Source organism: Fuerstiella sp., assembly GCA_022447225.1.
Lineage (GTDB): Bacteria > Planctomycetota > Planctomycetia > Planctomycetales > Planctomycetaceae > S139-18.
The window spans coordinates 223,091-241,837 of the sequence record JAKVAZ010000001.1 but is presented as its reverse complement, the minus strand read 5'-3'; the positions used below and the strand labels follow the sequence as shown (position 1 = coordinate 241,837).

The 18,747-nt window shown below is 53.6% G+C and carries 13 protein-coding genes and 2 pseudogenes; 10 read left to right on the top strand and 5 right to left on the bottom strand.

Annotated elements, in window-relative coordinates:
- Positions 1–3: 3 nt before the first annotated feature.
- On the bottom strand, positions 4–948 hold the full coding sequence (locus tag MK110_00880) for a DUF1559 domain-containing protein (GenBank protein ID MCH2209826.1): 945 nt from the start codon (positions 946–948) through the stop codon (positions 4–6).
- 471 nt (positions 949–1,419) lie between these two features.
- Here MK110_00880 and MK110_00875 point away from each other — a divergent pair, with 471 nt between their 5' ends.
- The 9 genes from MK110_00875 to gcvP all read left to right on the top strand — a co-directional run bounded on the left by MK110_00875 (position 1,420) and on the right by gcvP (position 12,400).
- The gene (locus MK110_00875; GenBank protein ID MCH2209825.1) at positions 1,420–1,704 is read left to right on the top strand and encodes a hypothetical protein; all 285 of its coding nucleotides are present in this window, start codon (positions 1,420–1,422) and stop codon (positions 1,702–1,704) included.
- Between the two features lie 567 nt (positions 1,705–2,271).
- Positions 2,272–2,808 (top strand): hypothetical protein, encoded by a 537-nt coding sequence (locus MK110_00870; GenBank protein MCH2209824.1) that lies wholly within the window; start codon positions 2,272–2,274, stop codon positions 2,806–2,808.
- 34 nt (positions 2,809–2,842) lie between these two features.
- Positions 2,843–3,607 (top strand): ATP-binding cassette domain-containing protein, encoded by a 765-nt coding sequence (locus MK110_00865; protein MCH2209823.1) that lies wholly within the window; start codon positions 2,843–2,845, stop codon positions 3,605–3,607.
- Positions 3,600–5,786 (top strand): ABC transporter permease subunit, encoded by a 2,187-nt coding sequence (locus MK110_00860; GenBank protein MCH2209822.1) that lies wholly within the window; start codon positions 3,600–3,602, stop codon positions 5,784–5,786. Before MK110_00865 ends, MK110_00860 begins: the two co-directional genes overlap by 8 nt.
- A 179-nt stretch (positions 5,787–5,965) precedes the next feature.
- Positions 5,966–6,283 carry a hypothetical protein gene (locus MK110_00855; protein ID MCH2209821.1) on the top strand — a complete coding sequence of 106 codons (318 nt, stop codon included), beginning with the start codon at positions 5,966–5,968 and terminating at the stop codon, positions 6,281–6,283.
- Between the two features lie 142 nt (positions 6,284–6,425).
- On the top strand, positions 6,426–7,070 hold the full coding sequence (locus MK110_00850; GenBank protein ID MCH2209820.1) for a MerC domain-containing protein: 645 nt from the start codon (positions 6,426–6,428) through the stop codon (positions 7,068–7,070).
- 741 nt (positions 7,071–7,811) lie between these two features.
- Positions 7,812–8,909 (top strand): glycine cleavage system aminomethyltransferase GcvT, encoded by a 1,098-nt coding sequence (gcvT, locus tag MK110_00845; protein ID MCH2209819.1) that lies wholly within the window; start codon positions 7,812–7,814, stop codon positions 8,907–8,909.
- 175 nt (positions 8,910–9,084) lie between these two features.
- Positions 9,085–9,468, top strand: coding sequence for a glycine cleavage system protein GcvH (gcvH, locus tag MK110_00840; protein MCH2209818.1), 384 nt, complete (start codon positions 9,085–9,087; stop codon positions 9,466–9,468).
- Between the two features lie 76 nt (positions 9,469–9,544).
- Positions 9,545–12,400, top strand: a complete 2,856-nt coding sequence (gene gcvP, locus MK110_00835; protein MCH2209817.1) for an aminomethyl-transferring glycine dehydrogenase — start codon at positions 9,545–9,547, stop codon at positions 12,398–12,400.
- Positions 12,401–12,593: 193 nt separating this feature from the next.
- Here the strand turns inward: gcvP and MK110_00830 are convergent, their stop codons facing one another.
- The 4 genes and pseudogenes from MK110_00830 to dnaG all read right to left on the bottom strand — a co-directional run bounded on the left by MK110_00830 (position 12,594) and on the right by dnaG (position 17,096).
- Positions 12,594–13,301, bottom strand: a complete 708-nt coding sequence (locus MK110_00830; GenBank protein MCH2209816.1) for a hypothetical protein — start codon at positions 13,299–13,301, stop codon at positions 12,594–12,596.
- 241 nt (positions 13,302–13,542) lie between these two features.
- Positions 13,543–14,337: pseudogene (gene rpoD, locus MK110_00825) on the bottom strand (RNA polymerase sigma factor RpoD).
- Between the two features lie 541 nt (positions 14,338–14,878).
- Positions 14,879–15,180 (bottom strand): annotated as a pseudogene (locus MK110_00820) (RNA polymerase subunit sigma-70).
- A 20-nt stretch (positions 15,181–15,200) separates the two neighbouring features.
- Positions 15,201–17,096 carry a DNA primase gene (gene dnaG / locus MK110_00815; protein MCH2209815.1) on the bottom strand — a complete coding sequence of 632 codons (1,896 nt, stop codon included), beginning with the start codon at positions 17,094–17,096 and terminating at the stop codon, positions 15,201–15,203.
- Between the two features lie 373 nt (positions 17,097–17,469).
- On the opposite strand from dnaG, the gene pdxA reads away from it, so the two are divergent.
- Positions 17,470–18,621, top strand: a complete 1,152-nt coding sequence (pdxA, locus tag MK110_00810) for a 4-hydroxythreonine-4-phosphate dehydrogenase PdxA (protein MCH2209814.1) — start codon at positions 17,470–17,472, stop codon at positions 18,619–18,621.
- The last annotated feature ends 126 nt before the right edge of the window (positions 18,622–18,747 follow it).

The window sequence follows — 18,747 nt, the reverse complement described above, 5'->3', positions numbered from 1 at the left end:
GTGTCAGAATTCACCAACGATTTCACCACCTGTCCGAGTCGCCAGCGATTGAAACACACCTTCATCCATGTTTTCGCTCATGAAGTGAACCGAACCGTCGCCGAGAACAAAGTGTGCACCGCCAGGGTGGTTACTTGCAAAGTCTTCCGGATGTACCAGCTCGTTGGGCACGTGATCAGCAATTCCCATAAATCGGGCCGCCGCCTCTTCGGTGCCGGTAATAATCCCTGCCCAGGCACCGTAAAAATCGTCCTCACCCGGTTCCACGAATGTTGTGCGCTCTCCCACCATGATCGTGTTGCTTGTGCCATCGGTGACACCACCAATTTTGATTGCACTATTGTGAAAGAACATGCCGTCTGATGTACATTGCTGACCCGCAGTCACGTGACCGGGGGCGCCGTTGATTTCACACTCTTCCAGTTCGCGTGTCCCAAAGACAGCTGCGTAATTTGTGGTCGCCAACTCAACGTCGCTGACTCCATCGTTCAACAGAAAAGTATTGGGTATGGAATCAGAAGGACACGTGTAAACATCCAAAAACGTTTTGATTACTGCCTGATTTCCCGAACCGCCGTTGACCTGACGGGAAAAATCCAGTGAGGCATAGAGAGTGTCCTGATCCAGCATAGGAAGAATAAATGTGGCCCAGCTGAAACCATTGCGAAAGCTGGTTGGTACCGCCGGATCTTCCATTCCCGTGTGTTGCTGATAAGGAGACAAAGTGGCCCCCACCCAACCGGGGGGAAACATCATGTGAACGTCGTGATAATTGTGCAGAGCCAGCCCGATTTGCTTCAGATTGCTGCGACACCGGGCCCTGCGTGCCGCTTCTCGGGCCTGCTGCACTGCAGGCAATAACAGCGAAATCAGGACGGCGATGATAGCGATGACGACGAGAAGCTCAATCAGAGTAAACCCACTTTGTTTCTGTGGTGAAACTTTCATTTCGTATTTATTTCCTGTTTACAGATTTTTGGTTTATGCCAAAGAGGTGACGCGCCAGCGCAGGTGGTTACCTACCTGACAGCGTTAATGAAGTTACTGGACGAAGAGATGCCGGCCGGCAAAGGGCCGAAACGGTCCGAGCCGGATGATGTGACAGGCGTACGTTCCCCGCCGGAAACAGATTGCTGTCCACATCGCGATGCAAAAAACACGGCGAAAAAGACGCGGACAAGGCCTGCGCTGCGGAGGCGCGCGTTACTTGCCTCATGTAAGCGTCGAACTGACGAGTTTCAGTTTGAGTGGACGCACGGAATGACGTCGGCGCTGATCAGCCAAGGGGCGGTCCGCGACTCGGAAAGCGGTATGACACTGCCACACAGGGTAAAATCACGCGCCGTTGGCGCAGAACCGTGACCGTTCCGGAACAATTCAGTTCGTCAGCATCCGGAGGAGGAGTAACAGGAGCGAAAAGTGTATGGCAGATTTGGCACTGCCCTGAATCAGGCCATCCGGGACGTTCCCGCTGCTCACTATTCCGGCGGTCTTTACGAAGACCTCGATAGCAGCATGCGTCGCCACATCCGCCGGAAGCCCCAGCGTGAAAACCGGATGGAACCTCGCACCTGTGAAGGACGGACGTCGCAGGCAGCAGAACAAGCTGCAGCAGTGCAACGCACGTGGCTACGGGAACCCGTATTTTTGTGGATGATATGGACACCAGATGGCGTGGAATTCAGCGTTCAGCAAAAGAAATGAAGATCTCAAGACAGGGACACTGGCATCGCATGGTGGATTCAACCACGGCACACAATTCAGTCTTGAATGCCCCCGTCCCCCGAACTGTACATGCAATCGAATTGCATGTAACTGCCGTGAGCTGTTTTTCTTTTGTTCTTAACAATTAAAGGCCGGAGCTTCACACCGTATCCGGGACAGCAGCTTCTCTATGGAGTGCGCAGGGCAGGTATCGAACTCGGAGAAGAACTCCATTTATCCGGACAGTGATGCCGAAACCATTCTGATCAAAGTGAAGCCGTTTGCGGGAGCAGCCTGTCGTGAAGTCGATCCGAACTGTCTGTTTCGGAAAAAAAACTCCAAAGTGGCGATATCGCAGTCGTTGGGGAACGAATGTTCGACCCCCCGGGAAGGTCTGCGGAAACGGAGGCCTCATGTGGCGTGTTGCCAAACCTCGCCAGATTCCTTATATGCAACTTATTTGCAAATGCATTTCAAACGCATTAACAGCGAGGTTCGTAGAACACCTGTCCGTTGACTCGCCGGAAACACCCCGAAATACCCGCTTTCGCCTGCTGGAACGGAATCATGTTGATCAAACAAAGGCACGGAATCTCCGAAACTCATTTCCTGATCCTTTTGTGCCTCACCGTCGCTGTGACAACCATGAATGGCTGCTCTTCTGCAACCACCGTCTCACTGGCTCAGTCGCCCTCCGATGACGGTGATCACCACCGGCATGGACACCGCGGACACGAAGAATCTGAACCCGACGCTCCGGATGAATCGCCTCCGGACACACTCCAGGAAGCCGTCGAGGTGATTGTGGGGTTGAATGAGGCGATCAGCCGGGCATTTCACACGAACAATGCCACTTCAGCTGACGGTCTTCTGCACGAAATGGGTCACATTCTTAAGAACATGCATGAACTCATCAAAAATGCGAAGACGACACAAGAGCAGCGAAATGCCGTGCAGATGGCAGTGGCCAAGCTGTTTGAAGCCTTCGCGGCGGTTGATGCGACGATGCACGGAAAGGAAGGTATCTCATACGGTGAGGCATCCCTGCAAATTGAGGACAATCTTCAGATCGTAAAGGACATATGTGCTCGCATAGAAATCTGAAACTGCCCACGGACAGCCTAAATGGCCCATCTCTATGATTGAACTGAATCAACTCACAAAGGTCTTTGGTGACGATGTCGTCGCAGTCGATCGGTTGTCTCTCACCGTCGGTCCGGGGGAAGTTTACGGACTGCTGGGTCCAAACGGCGCGGGCAAGACAACCACGCTGCGAATGATTCTCGGCCTGCTGGAACCCACCAGCGGAAACGCTTCCATTCTAGACTGCGAAGTCTCTGCCGGTCCGCTCAGGATGAAGCGTCTGATCGGGCTCGTATCAGCCAGTGCCGGCCTGTATCAGTGGCTGACGCCTCGTGAATTGCTTCAGTATTTCGCATTTGGTTTCGGCTTGAACAGAGAAAAGGCGCATCAGCGTATCGATGAACTGTCGCACCGCATGGAACTCAGTCACTTCCTGGATCGTCGCTGCGCAACTTTGAGTACCGGGCAGGCACAGCGGGTCAATCTGGCCCGAGCCCTGGTTCATGATCCGCCCGTTGTTCTGCTGGACGAGCCCACTCGCGGACTGGATGTTGTTGGTGCCAAGGTGGTTATCGACTTTGTTCAGGTCCTTCGAGAAGCCGGCAAAGCAATTATTGTCTGCACTCATCAACTCGAGGAAGCGGAACGATTTTGCGATCGATTTGGCCTTCTGTATCGAGCAAAACTTAAGTACCAGGGAACACTCGATGAATTGAAAACAAAAACCGGACAACCATCTCTGGTGGAGATATTTCTGCGCCTGATGCGTGAAGCCCCTCCGAAAACCAAAACTTTAGGGAAGCGCGCAGGCCATGAGTGATCGCACAAACAATCTCTCTGAACAACTCGGCATGCCTCACTCGGATTCCGAAAACCGATTTCTCTTCTCAGTTGTTCAACAGATCGAGTTCACTCGAAAAGAACTGCGGGAGACGCTTCGCGACCGTCGCACGATCGTCACGCTGCTGGTGATGCCGCTGCTGCTTTATCCTCTGCTCGGTTTGGGCCTGCGATTCCTCGCATTTCAGCAGTCGACTGATTCCCGACTGGAGTACCACCTGGCAGTCAACACCAGGACGGAGGCTCAGTGGCTGCGGGAGACGCTGAGCACCGGAGATCGAGTACTGACGGCGGCCTCAGTGACTTCCGAACCGAGGCCCGAGGTTCAGTTGTTGGTACCTGAAGACCCTGCTGGTTTTGATCTGGGTTCCATCGTCACGGATTCTGCAGCCGATCTTGGTGTCCGCATTGAGTTCGGAGAGTCTTTCACGAACGGCAGACAACAGGCTCGGGTACAACTACTCCAAAACAAATCCTCTTCACGAAGTCGTGATCTGTATGACTATATCGCAAGAAGACTGACAGCAGCAAATATCGAGTTGATCGAAGGCTGGGCCCAGGAGAAAGGCCAAAAATTGCCGGTGCCGATCGAACAATCCCGTGTATTGCTCGAGCCCGCACAGGAACCCTCGACAGTTTTGGGTTTACTGCCCCTGATCCTGCTGCTGATGACTGTGACCGGAGGTGTCTATCCTGCAATCGACCTGACCGCCGGCGAGCGTGAACGAAACACGATGGAAACACTGATGGCGTTGCCGGTCCTGCGATTTCGCCTGCTGGCGGCGAAGTATGTTGCGGTAGTGACCGTGACGTTGCTAACAGGGATCATAAATCTGGTGGCCATGAGCGTCACGCTTTACGCACTGCAGTTAGATAAAACCTTGTTGGGGGAAAGTGGCTTCACGGCTGCGCTGGCAGCAAAGCTGTTTCTTGGACTGGGTGCTTTTGCTGTGTTTTATGCGGCAGTACTGCTGTTGCTCACCAGTTCAGCCCGAAGTTTTAAGGAAGCACAGGCCTACCTGATTCCCCTGCTGCTGCTGTCAATTGCACCGGGACTGGTCATCCTGATACCTGGCTGGAAGTTAGCCGGCGGAACGGCTGCTTTACCGCTGGTAAACATTCTGCTCCTGTCCCGGGATTTTTTAGAAGGAACAGCACAGCGACTTCCTGCCATCGTCGCAGTCATCTCAACGCTTCTGTACGGAGTATCAGCTCTGGCACTGGCATCACAGGTGTTTGGCAATGATGCGGTCGCAGTTGGAAGCCAAGGTCGCTGGGGAGACTTCCTGCGGCGACCGAAACTTCGAACACTGCTACCTTCACTGACTTCGACCCTGTTGACCCTGGCTTTGCTGTTCCCCGGACACTTCATCGTCTCCGGTATTCTGGGCCGCGGTGAAGCACAACCGACGGTTCGTCTGACATGGTCTGCAATAACCACGACCGTACTGTTCGTTGTGGTCCCCTGTCTGCTGCTGGGCTGGCAACGCGTCTCGCGCTCACATGGGCTCGGTCTGACGAAACCGGCATGGTCCTGGTGGCTGGCAGCACCGATTCTTGGAGTGGCGGTGTGGCCCTGGATCTTTGAATTGGTTGTCTTTGCTCAAAGCATTGGAATTCGAGGATTCGATCCGGAACAGATTGAGAACATTGACAGCCTGCTGGCAGGCTGGAAGAACGTCCCGTTGTGGGTGGTGGTTGTGTGTCTTGGTGTCGTACCGGGCATCTGTGAAGAGTGTTTTTTTCGCGGTTTTCTATTCAATGGGCTGAAACAACATCTCCGTGGCGTAGGGACAATTTTTTGCTCTGCCTTTGCATTCGGCATGTTCCATGTCATTCTGGCGGGAGGGGCTGCCCCGGAGCGAGTTCTTCCAAGTACGCTTATGGGAATATTGCTCGGTTGGGTTACCTGGCAGAGCGGAAGCACCATTCCGTCAATCATTGTTCACGTGATTCACAACAGTACACTACTGATCGTTGTCCAGTCGCGTGAACTGCTGGCGAAGTGGAATATCGGACAGGTTGAAGCAGAGCACCTCCCGTGGTGCTGGCTGGCAGTCTCGGCTGTCGTGCTGACGCTGGGCACAGCACTGGCCTGGTTCCCAAGCCGACGTGTAACCTCTGGTGCATCATTCGGCTCATCGCCGACCGGAAAATAAACCACTCTGTGGTGACCAGCCTCAACATTGGAATTGACGTGACAACTACTACTGAACAAACCAAAATCTCCGCATGGACCAAATATTCAGCCGGTCAATTTAATCTCTGAAAGAACCGTGTCTGAGTGCAACCACAGACCGCACACAATAATCTGCGCTGAGCGTCTCAGGGCAACAAGATGACTGATTCAAAGAACAGCAGCCATGCCGAATTACCTGACCGGGGTTCCTCGGAACAGGCAGCATCGAACTATGATGTCTCACCGGTGCTGATGTCGCTGCCGGTCCGGGAGGAAATTTCTGAACCGGTCCCGGTGGCTGTGCTGTCTGAGTTTCCGGGGGCCGGTACAACAACTCTTCGGAATCATGTCCTGAACAACCGCCAGGGACTGCGTGTGACTCTGATTGTCAATGACCTGAACCAAGCCATTTTTCGGGACAGGTTCGATCAGCGCCTGCTGACGGATGGAAAATTCAAAGTCGATCGGAACAAGTGAAAGATATTCGAGGATCCAGTCCCTCGGTGGAAAGTACCAGCTCAGAGCCATGAGCATTAATGTGTTGACGGCGTTCGAAAACGGACGAACGTTCTCTGCATTTTCCCTGAGAAACAACGAGAGCGCAAAAAGGAAATCTGAAATGTCGCAGGCTGCTTCCGCCGAAATATTGCCTGAACAGCCCACTTCTGCCTGGCGGGATTTTCTGGGAATCGCTGCCTCTTTAGTATGCGCTGTCCATTGTGCGGCAATGCCGTTTCTGATTGCCTATCTGCCAGCGTTGGGCTTGAGTTTCCTCGCTGACGAATCGTTTCATCAATGGATGACCGTCACCTGTCTGCTGTTGGCTCTGATCGCTTTCGTTCCCGGATGGCGGACACACCGGCGATGGCTTCCAGGAATGACAGCGGGAGTCGGCCTGATAATCATTGCCTCGGCCGCATATGGTCACACAGACGAATGCTGTGCTGCAGCCACCGCAGCGGCGGAAACGGAAGCGAACGAATCATCGGTTACACAAGGTGCGCCGCAGGACGAAGCCTGTCCGTTTGATTGCTGTCAATCCCCGGCAGAGACCGGCGTAGCGACTCCGGCAGCGTTCGAGACAAATACCGATGGTTCTTTCCGGAACCTGAGTGCCATGGCAACCTGGTGGACACCTTTGGGCGGTCTGCTGCTGGTTTCAGCACATCTCCTCAATCGACGTTACACATGCTGCTCCTGCTGTTCACCAGCAATGTACGCTGGTGATGAGCTGTTGGCAGCATCCGGGAATCAATCGTCATGACACCTGACGTCCCTTCAACTGCCCGCATGGCTGCCGAAGGACCGAACACAGGAAAAGGTCAGGTCCATCGAGAACCAAGGTAAACTCAAGGTGAAAAAACAGGATGCGGCAGCATAAACGACTCAGTGCCCTGTTGTTCATGCCGCCATTTTTCTGATCGCATCGTGCGCTGGATGCTCGGGTTCCTTACACGAAGCGGCGCAAATGACATTGGATAAAGTCAAGCGAACCTGTGCAGACCCCAAGCAAATCCTGTATGAGGTAACAAGAGCTGAGCGACGCGCCGATTCTGGATTGACCGTGCAGATCTCAGTGACATCGGTCCGGGGCAACGTTGAGCCAAATGTGCGTGAACCGGACATAACACCGAAGGTACTCGACCATTCAAAAAATGGCCAAGAAGTGTCGAGCGAGGAATGAGGAGGAAAAGCAAAACCCACTTCGCCAGCGTGAGCTTCGCTCTGCGATCGCCCCCCCGATATAGCGGATGGTCAAGCCGGGCGTTCGAAAGCGGCTTCAAGTCCATCATCGCCTGTTCCGGTATGACCACGTGCCGAAGCAAATGCAGTAGCCAAAACTCTCCTGACGAGATCCGGCCGCATGGAAACAGATGGACGAAACGATTCTACACAAATTTTGAAACATACGGGCAATAAGCTGATACTCTCATGATGGCCGTCGCCCCTTGCTGATCTTGTGGGTTGACGATTCAAAAGCTTTTAACCTGGACACGATAGATTAATGTCTGAACCTGCACTTTCACCGCTTAACAACCGTCATCTTGAACTGAAGGGACGAATGGTCGACTTCGCCGGCTGGCACTTACCAGTGCAATATGTCGGAATTCAACAGGAAGCGATCGCGGTGCGGTCCACCGGGGGAGTCTTTGATATCTCTCATATGGGCCAGATCTTCGTGCGTTCAGGTGAGAAAGGTGCCGCTGCCGCTGCGCTGGATAGTATTCTTACGTCTTCGGTCACATCACTGAATCCTGGGGAGGGACAATACAGTCTGATCCTGAACGATGCCGGCGGCATCATCGACGATCTCATCGTATATTGTCTGGATGCTACGACGTGCTTCCTGGTTGTTAACGCGTCCAAAACCGAGGAAGACTACAACTGGCTGGCTCAGCATCTGCCGAAGAACGTTTCGCTGGAGAATGCGAGTCGCAATTTTGGCGGGATTGCGGTGCAGGGCCCGGATTCGGCAGAATGGTTCGCGTCGATTCAGCGAGCAGCCGGTGAACCCAACCCCGTTCCTTTGCCGGAACGCTTCGGAATACTTGACCTGCCGCGGAGTGCCGGAACCTTTCTTGTTTGTCGCACTGGCTACACGGGTGAGGACGGTTTCGAGTTGTTTTGTACATCCGAATTTCTGGGTCTCTGGTGGGACGCAGTGATTGATGCCGGGGCAACACCTGCCGGACTGGGTGCTCGTGACATTCTGCGTCTGGAGAAATGTTATCCGCTGAACGGAAACGATCTGACGACCGAACGCACACCGATTGAGTGCGGCCTTCGATTCGCAGTCGACTTGTCGAAGTCAGAGTTCATCGGAAAATCAGTTCTTACAGAACAGCAGGTCACTGGGGTTCAGTACCGTCTGGTGGCCGCACGCCAGACCGGCAAGGCACCACCCCCGCGAACAGGCTATTCAATCCTTTCCGGCGGTCACTCAGTAGGACACGTCACCAGTGGTGGCGTGTCACCGTCTCTGGGGTGCGGAATTGCTTTGGTATGGATTCAGACCGGACATCACAGCCTGGGAACTGAATTGATGATGGAAATTCGAGGAAAACAGTTCCCCTGCCAGGTGGTAAAGAAGCCGTTTGTTTAGGATTCTCTTTACGGGTTATTCGTAATCGATGCAGGAACCTGCTGTTTTTACACAGCTCCCGACAGAAGAGTGTGTCAAGACAGATCAGACTCGTCGCAGATCAATGATCCGAATAGTAGGCGGATCACCGATCTGATCTTGCACCCCGCAGCGGGGAAGGCACCAGGAGAATAAGATGAACGTTCCCGAGAACCTGAAATACTCGGAGTCGCACGAGTGGTTACGTGAAGAGGGCGACGGTGTGGTTACCATCGGAATTACGGACTTTGCTCAGGAAAAAATGACCGAACTGGTCTACATCGAACTACCGAGTACCGGGCGTGAGGTGGAGGCCGGCGACGAGCTGGCCGTAGTCGAATCTGTCAAGTCTGCCAGCGACATTTATACTCCGGTAAGCGGCGTAGTGACCGAGTCCAATGCGGCTCTCGAGGATGACCCAACCCTTGCCAATAATGCTCCGTACAGTGACGGATGGCTGTTTCGTATTCGTATTCGTGACTTGAATTCAGTCAATGGCCTGATGGATGCCGCGGCCTATCAGCGGTTGATCAGCGAATGATGTCGACCAGTCCTGCATAACTCATCCACTCAACAACAGGCATGGCGGAGTCCGTTTTTTTTTCGGGAGTCTATCGATGATGACGGATGTCATCGCAAAAGCATCACAGATCAATTCTCAGTTCGATCGCCGACATCTTGGGACGTCGGGTGCCGATGCTGAGATGATGGCCCGGCAAATTGGATATCTAAGCGTAGATGATCTGATCGATTCTGCGGTTCCCGCGGAAATTCGGCGGCAGGAAAAGTTCTCCGGACTGCCGAAAGCGAAATCAGAGCAACAGGCGCTGGATGAACTGGCCGATTTGATGAATCAGAATCAGCTGATTCGATCACTCATCGGGACGGGATACTATGCATGCATCACTCCTCCCGTCCTTCTTCGCAACATACTGGAAAACCCGGGTTGGTATACGGCCTACACACCTTACCAGCCGGAAATCTCTCAGGGCCGGCTGGAAGCCTGCCTGGTTTTTCAGACACTGATTACAGAACTCAGCGGGCTTCCGGTCTCCAACGCTTCGCTACTCGATGAGTCCACCGCCGCGGCAGAAGCAATGGCAATGTGTCTGGCGTCGCGTCGGGACGCGTCACGGTTTCTCGTATCGGCAGAATGTCATCCTCAAACGATCGCAGTTCTGCGAACGCGAGCAGAACCGCTCGGTATACAGATTGAAGTTGGCGAGGAACATGACTGGAGTTTCGACAGGACAGTGGGCGGAATTCTTCTTCAGTATCCAGGAACCAGCGGCGGGATCGGCAGCCCGGAAAAAATTGTTGCGGAGGCACAGAATGCCGGCGTTATGACAGTTATGGCCTGTGATTTACTGTCACTGATGCTGCTGGAATCACCAGGAACGATTGGGGCCGATATTGCGGTGGGCAGTGCACAGCGTTTCGGTGTTCCAATGGGATTTGGAGGACCGCATGCCGGCTGGATTGCCTGTACAGACCGTCTCAAACGTAAGTTACCTGGGCGAATCGTGGGAGTGTCCCGGGACGCGTCCGGCAAGCCGGCTTTTCGACTGTCGCTACAAACACGTGAACAGCATATTCGCCGTGAAAAAGCCACGAGCAATATTTGTACTGCCCAGGTACTACTTGCTGTGGTTGCCGGAATGTATGCGGCATGGCACGGTCCGGATGGCCTGAAAGCGATCGCTCAACGAATCCACGACTTAACCTGCCAGCTGGCAGTCGGCCTAATTTCAGCTGGTTTTGAACTAAGACATTCGTCGTTTTTCGACACCCTGCGCGTGGTATCGAAACAGCAGTCATTTGACAGAGCCCTGGCCGCCGGCTTCAACCTGCGTCGGTTTGACAACGGCGATCTGGGAATTTCTCTGGACGAACAAAGCTCAGCAGAAGAGATCTGTTCATTGCTGAAAGCCCTGACCGGGACAGACCCTGTCGCAGCTGAATCGAGCCAACAGCAAATTCCCGTATCAGCCCGACGGCAGGGAAGTGTGTTGAACCAGCCGGTTTTCCAGTGCTATCACACTGAAACTGAAATGATGCGATATTTGCATCAGCTGGAATCCCGTGACCTTGCACTCAACACCAGCATGATTCCTCTGGGATCCTGCACCATGAAGCTGAATGCTGCCGCTGAAATGATACCGCTGAGCTGGCCTGCGGTCAGTCAGTTGCACCCGTTCGTTCCTGCCGAACAGTCGCGGGGATATCAATCGATGATTTCCCGACTGGAAAACTGGCTGGCTGCGTGCACCGGGTTTGACGCGGTCAGTGTCCAGCCCAATGCGGGTTCTCAGGGAGAACTTGCCGGATTGCTCGCGATCCGCGAGTTCCATCGATCACAGGATCAGCAGCGAGACGTCTGTCTTATTCCGATTTCAGCTCACGGAACAAATCCGGCCAGCGCTGTCATGGCGGGAATGAAAGTTGTTTCAGTCAACTGTGATGACGAAGGTAATATCGACCTGGGTGATCTGCAGCTTCAGGCTGAAAAACATGCTGGCCGGCTTGCTGCGTTAATGATTACCTACCCATCGACACACGGCGTCTTTGAAACCGGCATTCGCGATATGTGCAATATCGTTCACGAACACGGTGGACAGGTTTACATGGATGGCGCCAATCTCAATGCGCAGCTGGGTCTCTGTTCCCCGGCCGAACTGGGAGCAGATGTCTGCCATCTCAACCTCCACAAGACATTTTGCATTCCCCACGGAGGCGGGGGGCCCGGCGTTGGACCAATCGGTGTTGCGGAACATCTGGCAGAGTTTTTGCCAGGACATCCCTGGCATCTGGAACGTTGCGAAGGTGCCATTGCAGGAGCTCCATACGGCAGCGCCAGTATCTTAACAATCTCATGGATGTACATCGCCATGATGGGGGCTGACGGTCTGACGCAGGCAACGCGGATGGCGATTTTGAATGCCAACTATGTTGCTCAGCGGCTCGAGCCATATTTTCCTGTGCTCTACCGAGGTGCCAACGGGCTCGTTGCTCACGAGTGTATTCTTGATCTGCGACCATTGTGCGAAGCAACCGGATTGCTGATCGATGACGTCGCCAAGCGGCTGATGGACTTCGGATTTCATGCTCCAACAATGTCCTGGCCGGTGGTGGGAACGCTTATGATTGAACCCACAGAGAGTGAATCACAGACCGAACTGGATCGATTCTGTGATGCATTGATTGCGATTCACGCTGAGATGAAAGAGGTGGAATCCGGAAAAATTGATGCCGAAAACAGCGTTCTGCGGCATGCGCCCCACACGGCGGAATGCGTCACTACAGACGACTGGAACCGGAGTTATGCGAGGTCACAGGCAGCCTATCCCGCCCCCTGGCTAAAGGACTTCAAATACTGGCCACCTGTCGGGCGACTGGATCAGGCATTTGGAGACCGGAATCTTGTGTGCACCTGTCCCGATATGGCTACCTACGTTCATGACGAATCAATCTGATGTCCCGGGGCATTCATCGATTACTACCGGAATTGATCTCTCTGTTTCAATCGGACCAGAGAGAAACTGCAACTGCAGACAGAACACAACAGAATCTGCAAAAAACCGGCTGCATCCGGTTGGGATTCTGTGAACGCCAACAAAGCGCTTAATGTGGTACCTGCCGTCAGGGAAGGCACTAAAGTGATGTGTGCTACTCAGCAGAATAGAGGATCCGGCCACACTCACGACAGGTGACAAACTCGCCGATTTTGACCCGCACGCAGTCCTGAGCAATCACCTTGGTATTGCATGCCACACAAAACGCATTTCGTAATTCGGACAATGCCCCGGACTTCATCGACGCCCGCAAACGTTCATAGTTTCCGCGAGATTCTCCTGTGGGAATCGCTGACTCTGCTTCTGTGACCTCACCATTGAGACGTTCTATTTCCTCACGGATCCCAGGTTCTTTTGCGAGGACATCAGCTTCGATTTCCTGACAGCGTTCAACGAGCTGCCCGACATCCTGCTCAGCGGCCTCCAACGTAACCCCGGCGTCGTCAACCTCCGACAACAGGCTGAGCACTTCATCTTCGAGGCTGTTACCGACCGACCGTTCTGATTCCAACTCACCCTGAATAATATCAAATTCTCTATTGGAACTGGCTTCATTCAGACGCCCGTTCAGCTTCAGAATCCTGTCTTCATTCGACTTCAGATTCATAGACTTCTGGTCTGACGTCTTACGAAGCGTTTGGATTTGGTTCTTGTGTTCTTCACAAACCAACTCGGCAGCAGCAATCTTGTTCTTTGCTGCGGCAATCCTCCGTGGGCCGTGGACGAGCATCGTTTCTGCTTCTTCCAGCTGCTGAAGCAGATAATGCAGGTGATGCAGGGCCTGAGAGGTATCAACAGCCATGTAAAAATTCCATAAAAAGCGTGATGTGTCCAGCTGCACTGCGATTCTAGCCAGCGGTAAGGAGTTTCTCTACATAGGGTAGGGGGATCAGCCTCGATTAACCGGATCGGGGCAAATGGGTCACCTGGCAGACTCAGGTCTGCCAGCCGCGTTGACGACCGGGCGGTCGCTGCATCACAAAAAACCCCGACTGTTACCAGTCGGGGTTCCGAACTCCACTGACATCACTCGACTCAACCGCCTAGTGGCCGGCAATCGCAGTGATCCCTTCAAGAAAACCCTGAAGCTGACGGCTGCGAACCGGGTGTTGCAGCTTGCGTACAGCCTTCGCTTCGATCTGCCGAACACGCTCTCGTGTGACTTTGAAGATCCTTCCCACCTCTTCAAGCGTATAGGTGTACCCGTCACCCAATCCGTATCGAAGCTTGATAATTTCACGCTCGCGATAGGTCAGCGTCTTGAGAACCGAGTCAATTTTGTCCTTCAGCATTTCCGAAGCCGCGTTGCTGACCGGACTGTCATTATTCTTGTCTTCCACAAATTCGCCGAAGCTGTTGTCTTCACTTTCTCCAATTGGTTTATCCAGACTGATCGGCTGACGGGAAATTCGCAACACTCGGCGAGCTTCATCGATTGGAACATCTGCGACTTCAGCCATTTCTTCGACAGTCGGCTCCCGACCCATTTCCTGCAGAAGATCTCGACCGGCTGCCCGAAGTCGTGACATGGTTTCAATCATATGGACAGGGATACGAATGGTGCGCGCCTGATCTGCAATCGCCCGTGTGATCGCCTGCCGGATCCACCAGGTTGCATAGGTCGAAAACTTGTAGCCTCGCCGATATTCGTACTTGTCAACCGCGCGCATCAGACCCGTGTTGCCCTCCTGGATCAGATCGAGGAACGTCAGGCCACGGTTTCGGTATTTTTTTGCAATCGACACAACCAGCCTGAGATTACCGCCGGACAGGTCTCGCATTGCCTTTTCGTATTCCTGGTACCGCTGTTCCAGAAACCGCATCTTCTCAGCAAGCGAGTTTGGAGACTCCATCGTCAGACAGATGAGGTCATCAAGCTCCTTCTGCATGGCTGCGCATTCATCCCGGGCAGAAGCCAGGTCCTGAAGATTGCAGATTTGATCCTGCAAATCGACCATCCGCGCGGAAATCTGCAGCAGACGTTTCATACAGGGCAGCAGGCGCTGCGTACGCAGGCTGAGTTCTTCCAGCAATGTTACGCTGCGACGACGACGTCGAGCAATTTTTCCCAAAACGGCCTGGCCTGTTTCACTGTCCAGGCCAACTGACTGCGCCGCAGCAAAATCAGTGAGATCTCGTTCGCGTATGGAAGCCACCGTGGCCAGATTGTGGGGCAGACGGCCCTGGATCTGTTCCTTTTCCAGGCTCTCCGTCATGGAAACTTTGATCGTGCGGTCGAACGGCAGCTCACCGCGATGGACCTGCGAGAGGGTTCCGAACGCAAAATTCATCGCAAAATCACAGCACAGCAGAGCACGACGAAATCGACGTCTTGTGACTTCAATCTGCTTGGCGAGAAAGATTTCCTCTTCTCGGGTCAGCAGCGGAATCTCTCCCATTTGAGTCAGATACATACGGATCGGATCTTCCGTCCCCCGCGAATCTTCCTCAAGACGGATTTCCGGACGACGACGACGACTGTTTGCGCCGAGCGGTTCCTCGGAAACAGGGTCCGTGGCAATCTGCAACCCAAGTTCTTCGAGCGACATCAGCAGGTGATCCAGCTTCTCCGGAGTTTCCGCTTCGTCCGGCAGATACTGGTGAACCTGTGAAAAATACAAATGCCCCTGCCTGAGTCCGGTGGAGATCAATTGACTCAGTGTTTCATCTAGGCGGTGCATGAGACAGTGCTCCTCAACGATTACTTAAAAGAAGGGGGTTCGTTCCCCATCTGACCCTGTCGAAAATTGTATATTCGGCGGAGTGCTTCTTTTGCGTCGCTGTTGAGTGAACTCAATGACGTTTCCGTCTGAGTCATTTTGTGCGTCGACTGCAAAGTGTGGTACCTAGCGCGCCGTTCCAGAAGCGGGTGAAGAACCCGTTCCAGATGCAGCGGCACGGAAGTGCCGCTGCCATTCTCATCAACTGACTGCTCAGCCATGAGTTCGGACATTCCTTTCTCCTGAGCAGAATCGGCGACCGAGTTTGCCAGTGAGAGAATCTCTGCACTGGAATTCGCGGCCGTTACAATTCGCTGAATTTCAGGAAGTTCTCCGGCTTCCTCCAAATCAAAACACAGTTCCAGCAGCCGCCGGTGCTGTGGTTGTTCAAAATCATCAGGTCCAATGTGATGACGGATGTATGTAGTGTGTTGCGGGCAGCTGACAATAATCTCCAGCAATTCCCGCTCCGCCCGCTCCAACCCCGTCTTGGCGACCGGAACAGAAGGTGCGGAATGTTCTTCATCCTTGCGAAAAGTTCGACGTGTTGACTGATGCCGACGCAGGTCCTTTAATTGCTGCCGGGCTCTGAGTTCATCTGTCCGAATGAGTCCGCAAACTCGACGCAGGATCAAGTCTTCACGAACCGTTCCCTGCAGTCCTGGGCCCACAGCAAGAAATTCCAGCATTTCATTGAGTACCTGCTGCTTACCATGAACCGATGTTGTTCCATATCGTGACAACACTGTCTGCAACTTGTATTCCCATGCTTCAGGTGCTGAATCAATCAGAGCCTGAAACTCGTCAGGCGAATTTCGTTCCAGATAGTCTGCCGGGTCCTGTTCGTCGGCCAGAATGAGTACTCGCAGATCCACATCCTGAGCTATAAATCGCGCCACAGATCGTTCGGCCGCATTTCGTCCTGGCTGGTCTCCATCATAGTTGAGTACAATTGTCTCGGCGAATCGGCTGAGAAAACGCACATGATCGTCAGTCATTGCTGTGCCGAGCGTGGCCACAGTATTGGTGATTCCTGCCTGATGACAGGCAATGCAGTCCATATATCCCTCAACCACAATCGCCTGTTTCCGCCTACGAATCGACTCCCGGGCCTTATCGAAGGCGTACAAAACTCTGCGTTTGTGAAAAATGCTGGTTTCGGTTCCGTTCCAGTATTTGGCGTCGCTGGTAATGTTGCTTCCTGGCAACAAACGTCCACCAAACGAAACGGCTCTTCCCTGTTCGTCAAGAATCGGAAAGATCAAACGACCAACAAGATTGTCATATCGAGTGCCGTCCTCCCGTTCTCCGGCCAGACTCACGTCGACCAGCTGTTTTCCTGTAAAGCGCCCCTGTGATGTGTTCAGCAGCCAGTTCCAGTCTTCCGGATGATATCCCAGACGAAACTTCCGGATTGTTTCCTCGTTAATGTTACGTTCCAGCAGATAGCGTCGTGCCGATTGACCCTGGGTTCCGGTCCACAGAGACTGCTCCATCAGATTGGCAGCCCATTCGACGACGGCTATCAAATCCGATTTCTGACTGTTCGAAGGTCCACGTTTTCCTTTGTTACTCCAGGCTGCCGGAAGATCCATTCGAGCCCGTTCAGCAAGAATCCTCACGGCCTCGGGAAAACTGACCTTTTCAATTTCCTGAATCCAGGTAAAGCAGTCTCCACCCATATCACAGACCCAGCAGCGATAAGTCTGTCGATCAGGGTATACGTTGAACGATGGGTTACGATCATCGTGAAATGGACACAACCCCTTATAATCACGTCCATTGGGAATCAGAGCCACCGTTGAAGAAATCAGTTCGACCAGATTGGTACTGGCCCGAACCTGCTCTTTAAAGTCCTCCCCGAAACCTGTGGACACAAATGAACTCCGGCGCGGGGAACTGGCCCGATTATGGGTATAGTGAACTCAGGAGACTTCTTCATCAGGAACCGGGGTGTCTCAACCGAGAGTACAGACACTAGATGGAGTGGACGTTAAGCCCTGGTCTGGTGCCGAACAATTCTATCCGGCTGACGGCTGAGGTCAAGAAAATCCAGACAGGCATACGGCACAAACCCGGTCTGTCGTCGGCAGAGCAGGAACAACATTCGCAGCCCGGCTGACCCGGGAACGGAACTCAGTCGTCGATGTCTGTGCGATCGTCAGCCCGATCTTAGACGCTATAGTTTACCGGACAGGCATTTCGAAAACAGACAACCGGCTGCATCCTGATGAACCCGGCCATAAGACGATGACCCACCTCCCCATCATAGCAATCACGCCAGGAGACGTTGCCGGAATCGGCCCGGAAGTCGTGTTCCACGCAATTCGGAACTCTACGGTGCGTGCGGCCTGCCACCCTCTGATCATCGGAGATCCCAGGATACTGAGTCGGGTAGAAAAAAGCAGGACTGCTGCCGGAGAACTAAAGTTTTTTGCTCTGCCTGACAGTTTGACCGAAAGAGACGAAATCCGGTCCGCTGTCACACAGTCGGCATCGGACTGCGTGGCGGTGATCAATCCCTGCAGCGACAAAGCCCTCGAGGTCCGGCCAAATGAGGTTTCAGCAGTCGCCGGAGATGTCGCGTATCGATGTCTGACGACTGCCGGCCGAATGGCACTCGAAGGATCCGTTGACGGTATTGCAACGGCGCCACTCAACAAGATGTCGCTGCATGCCGCCGGATACCACTACCCAGGCCATACAGAAATCCTCGCCGAACAGTGTGGCGTCGATGAATTTGCCATGACACTGTATCTTCCGGAATCCCAATTAAAACCCCTGAGGGAAAACGTCGGTTCCAGGGATGCAGATGCCCTCCGGACCAAAGGACACGGACTCAGTATCGCTCACGTTACGCTCCACACTTCCATCGCCAGCGTACCCAGTCTGCTGACCAGAGATTCCATTGCAGCAACGATACTCTTAATGAGCAATTTTCTGAAAGATATCGGCTGTGACCGACAGTCAATCGGTGTTGCAGCCCTGAACCCTCACGCAGGTGAAAACGGCCTGTTTGGCGATGAAGAAGCAGGACTGATTGCACCCGCCGTGAATGCAGCCAAATCCCGGGGCAGCCGCGTCTGCGGCCCCCTGCCGGCAGATACCCTGATCCGACGTGCCATTTGTGGTGAATTCGACGCTGTCATCGCAATGTATCATGACCAGGGCCATATCCCCATCAAGCTGATTGGTTTCGACGCGGCCGTCAATATAACGCTTGGGCTACCAATCATACGAACAAGTCCGACCCACGGAACGGCGTTCGATCGGGCATGGAATCCGGAAACACCGGCCGACCCGGCTGGTATGATCCAGTCTGTGATCACGGCTGCTGAATTGTGCCAACTTTCACCTAACAGGTCAGATTCCGGTAGTCGCCACGTTGCACGGCACCGTTGATGGAATAAACGTGAACTAACAAAGAGGCCTGCCCGAATTGCGAGATTCTCCAATGTTCGAAAACCTGTCAGCGTAGGAACGGGTCTGCGGTCTCGATCGACCGACACACCTGTCACAACTTATTCT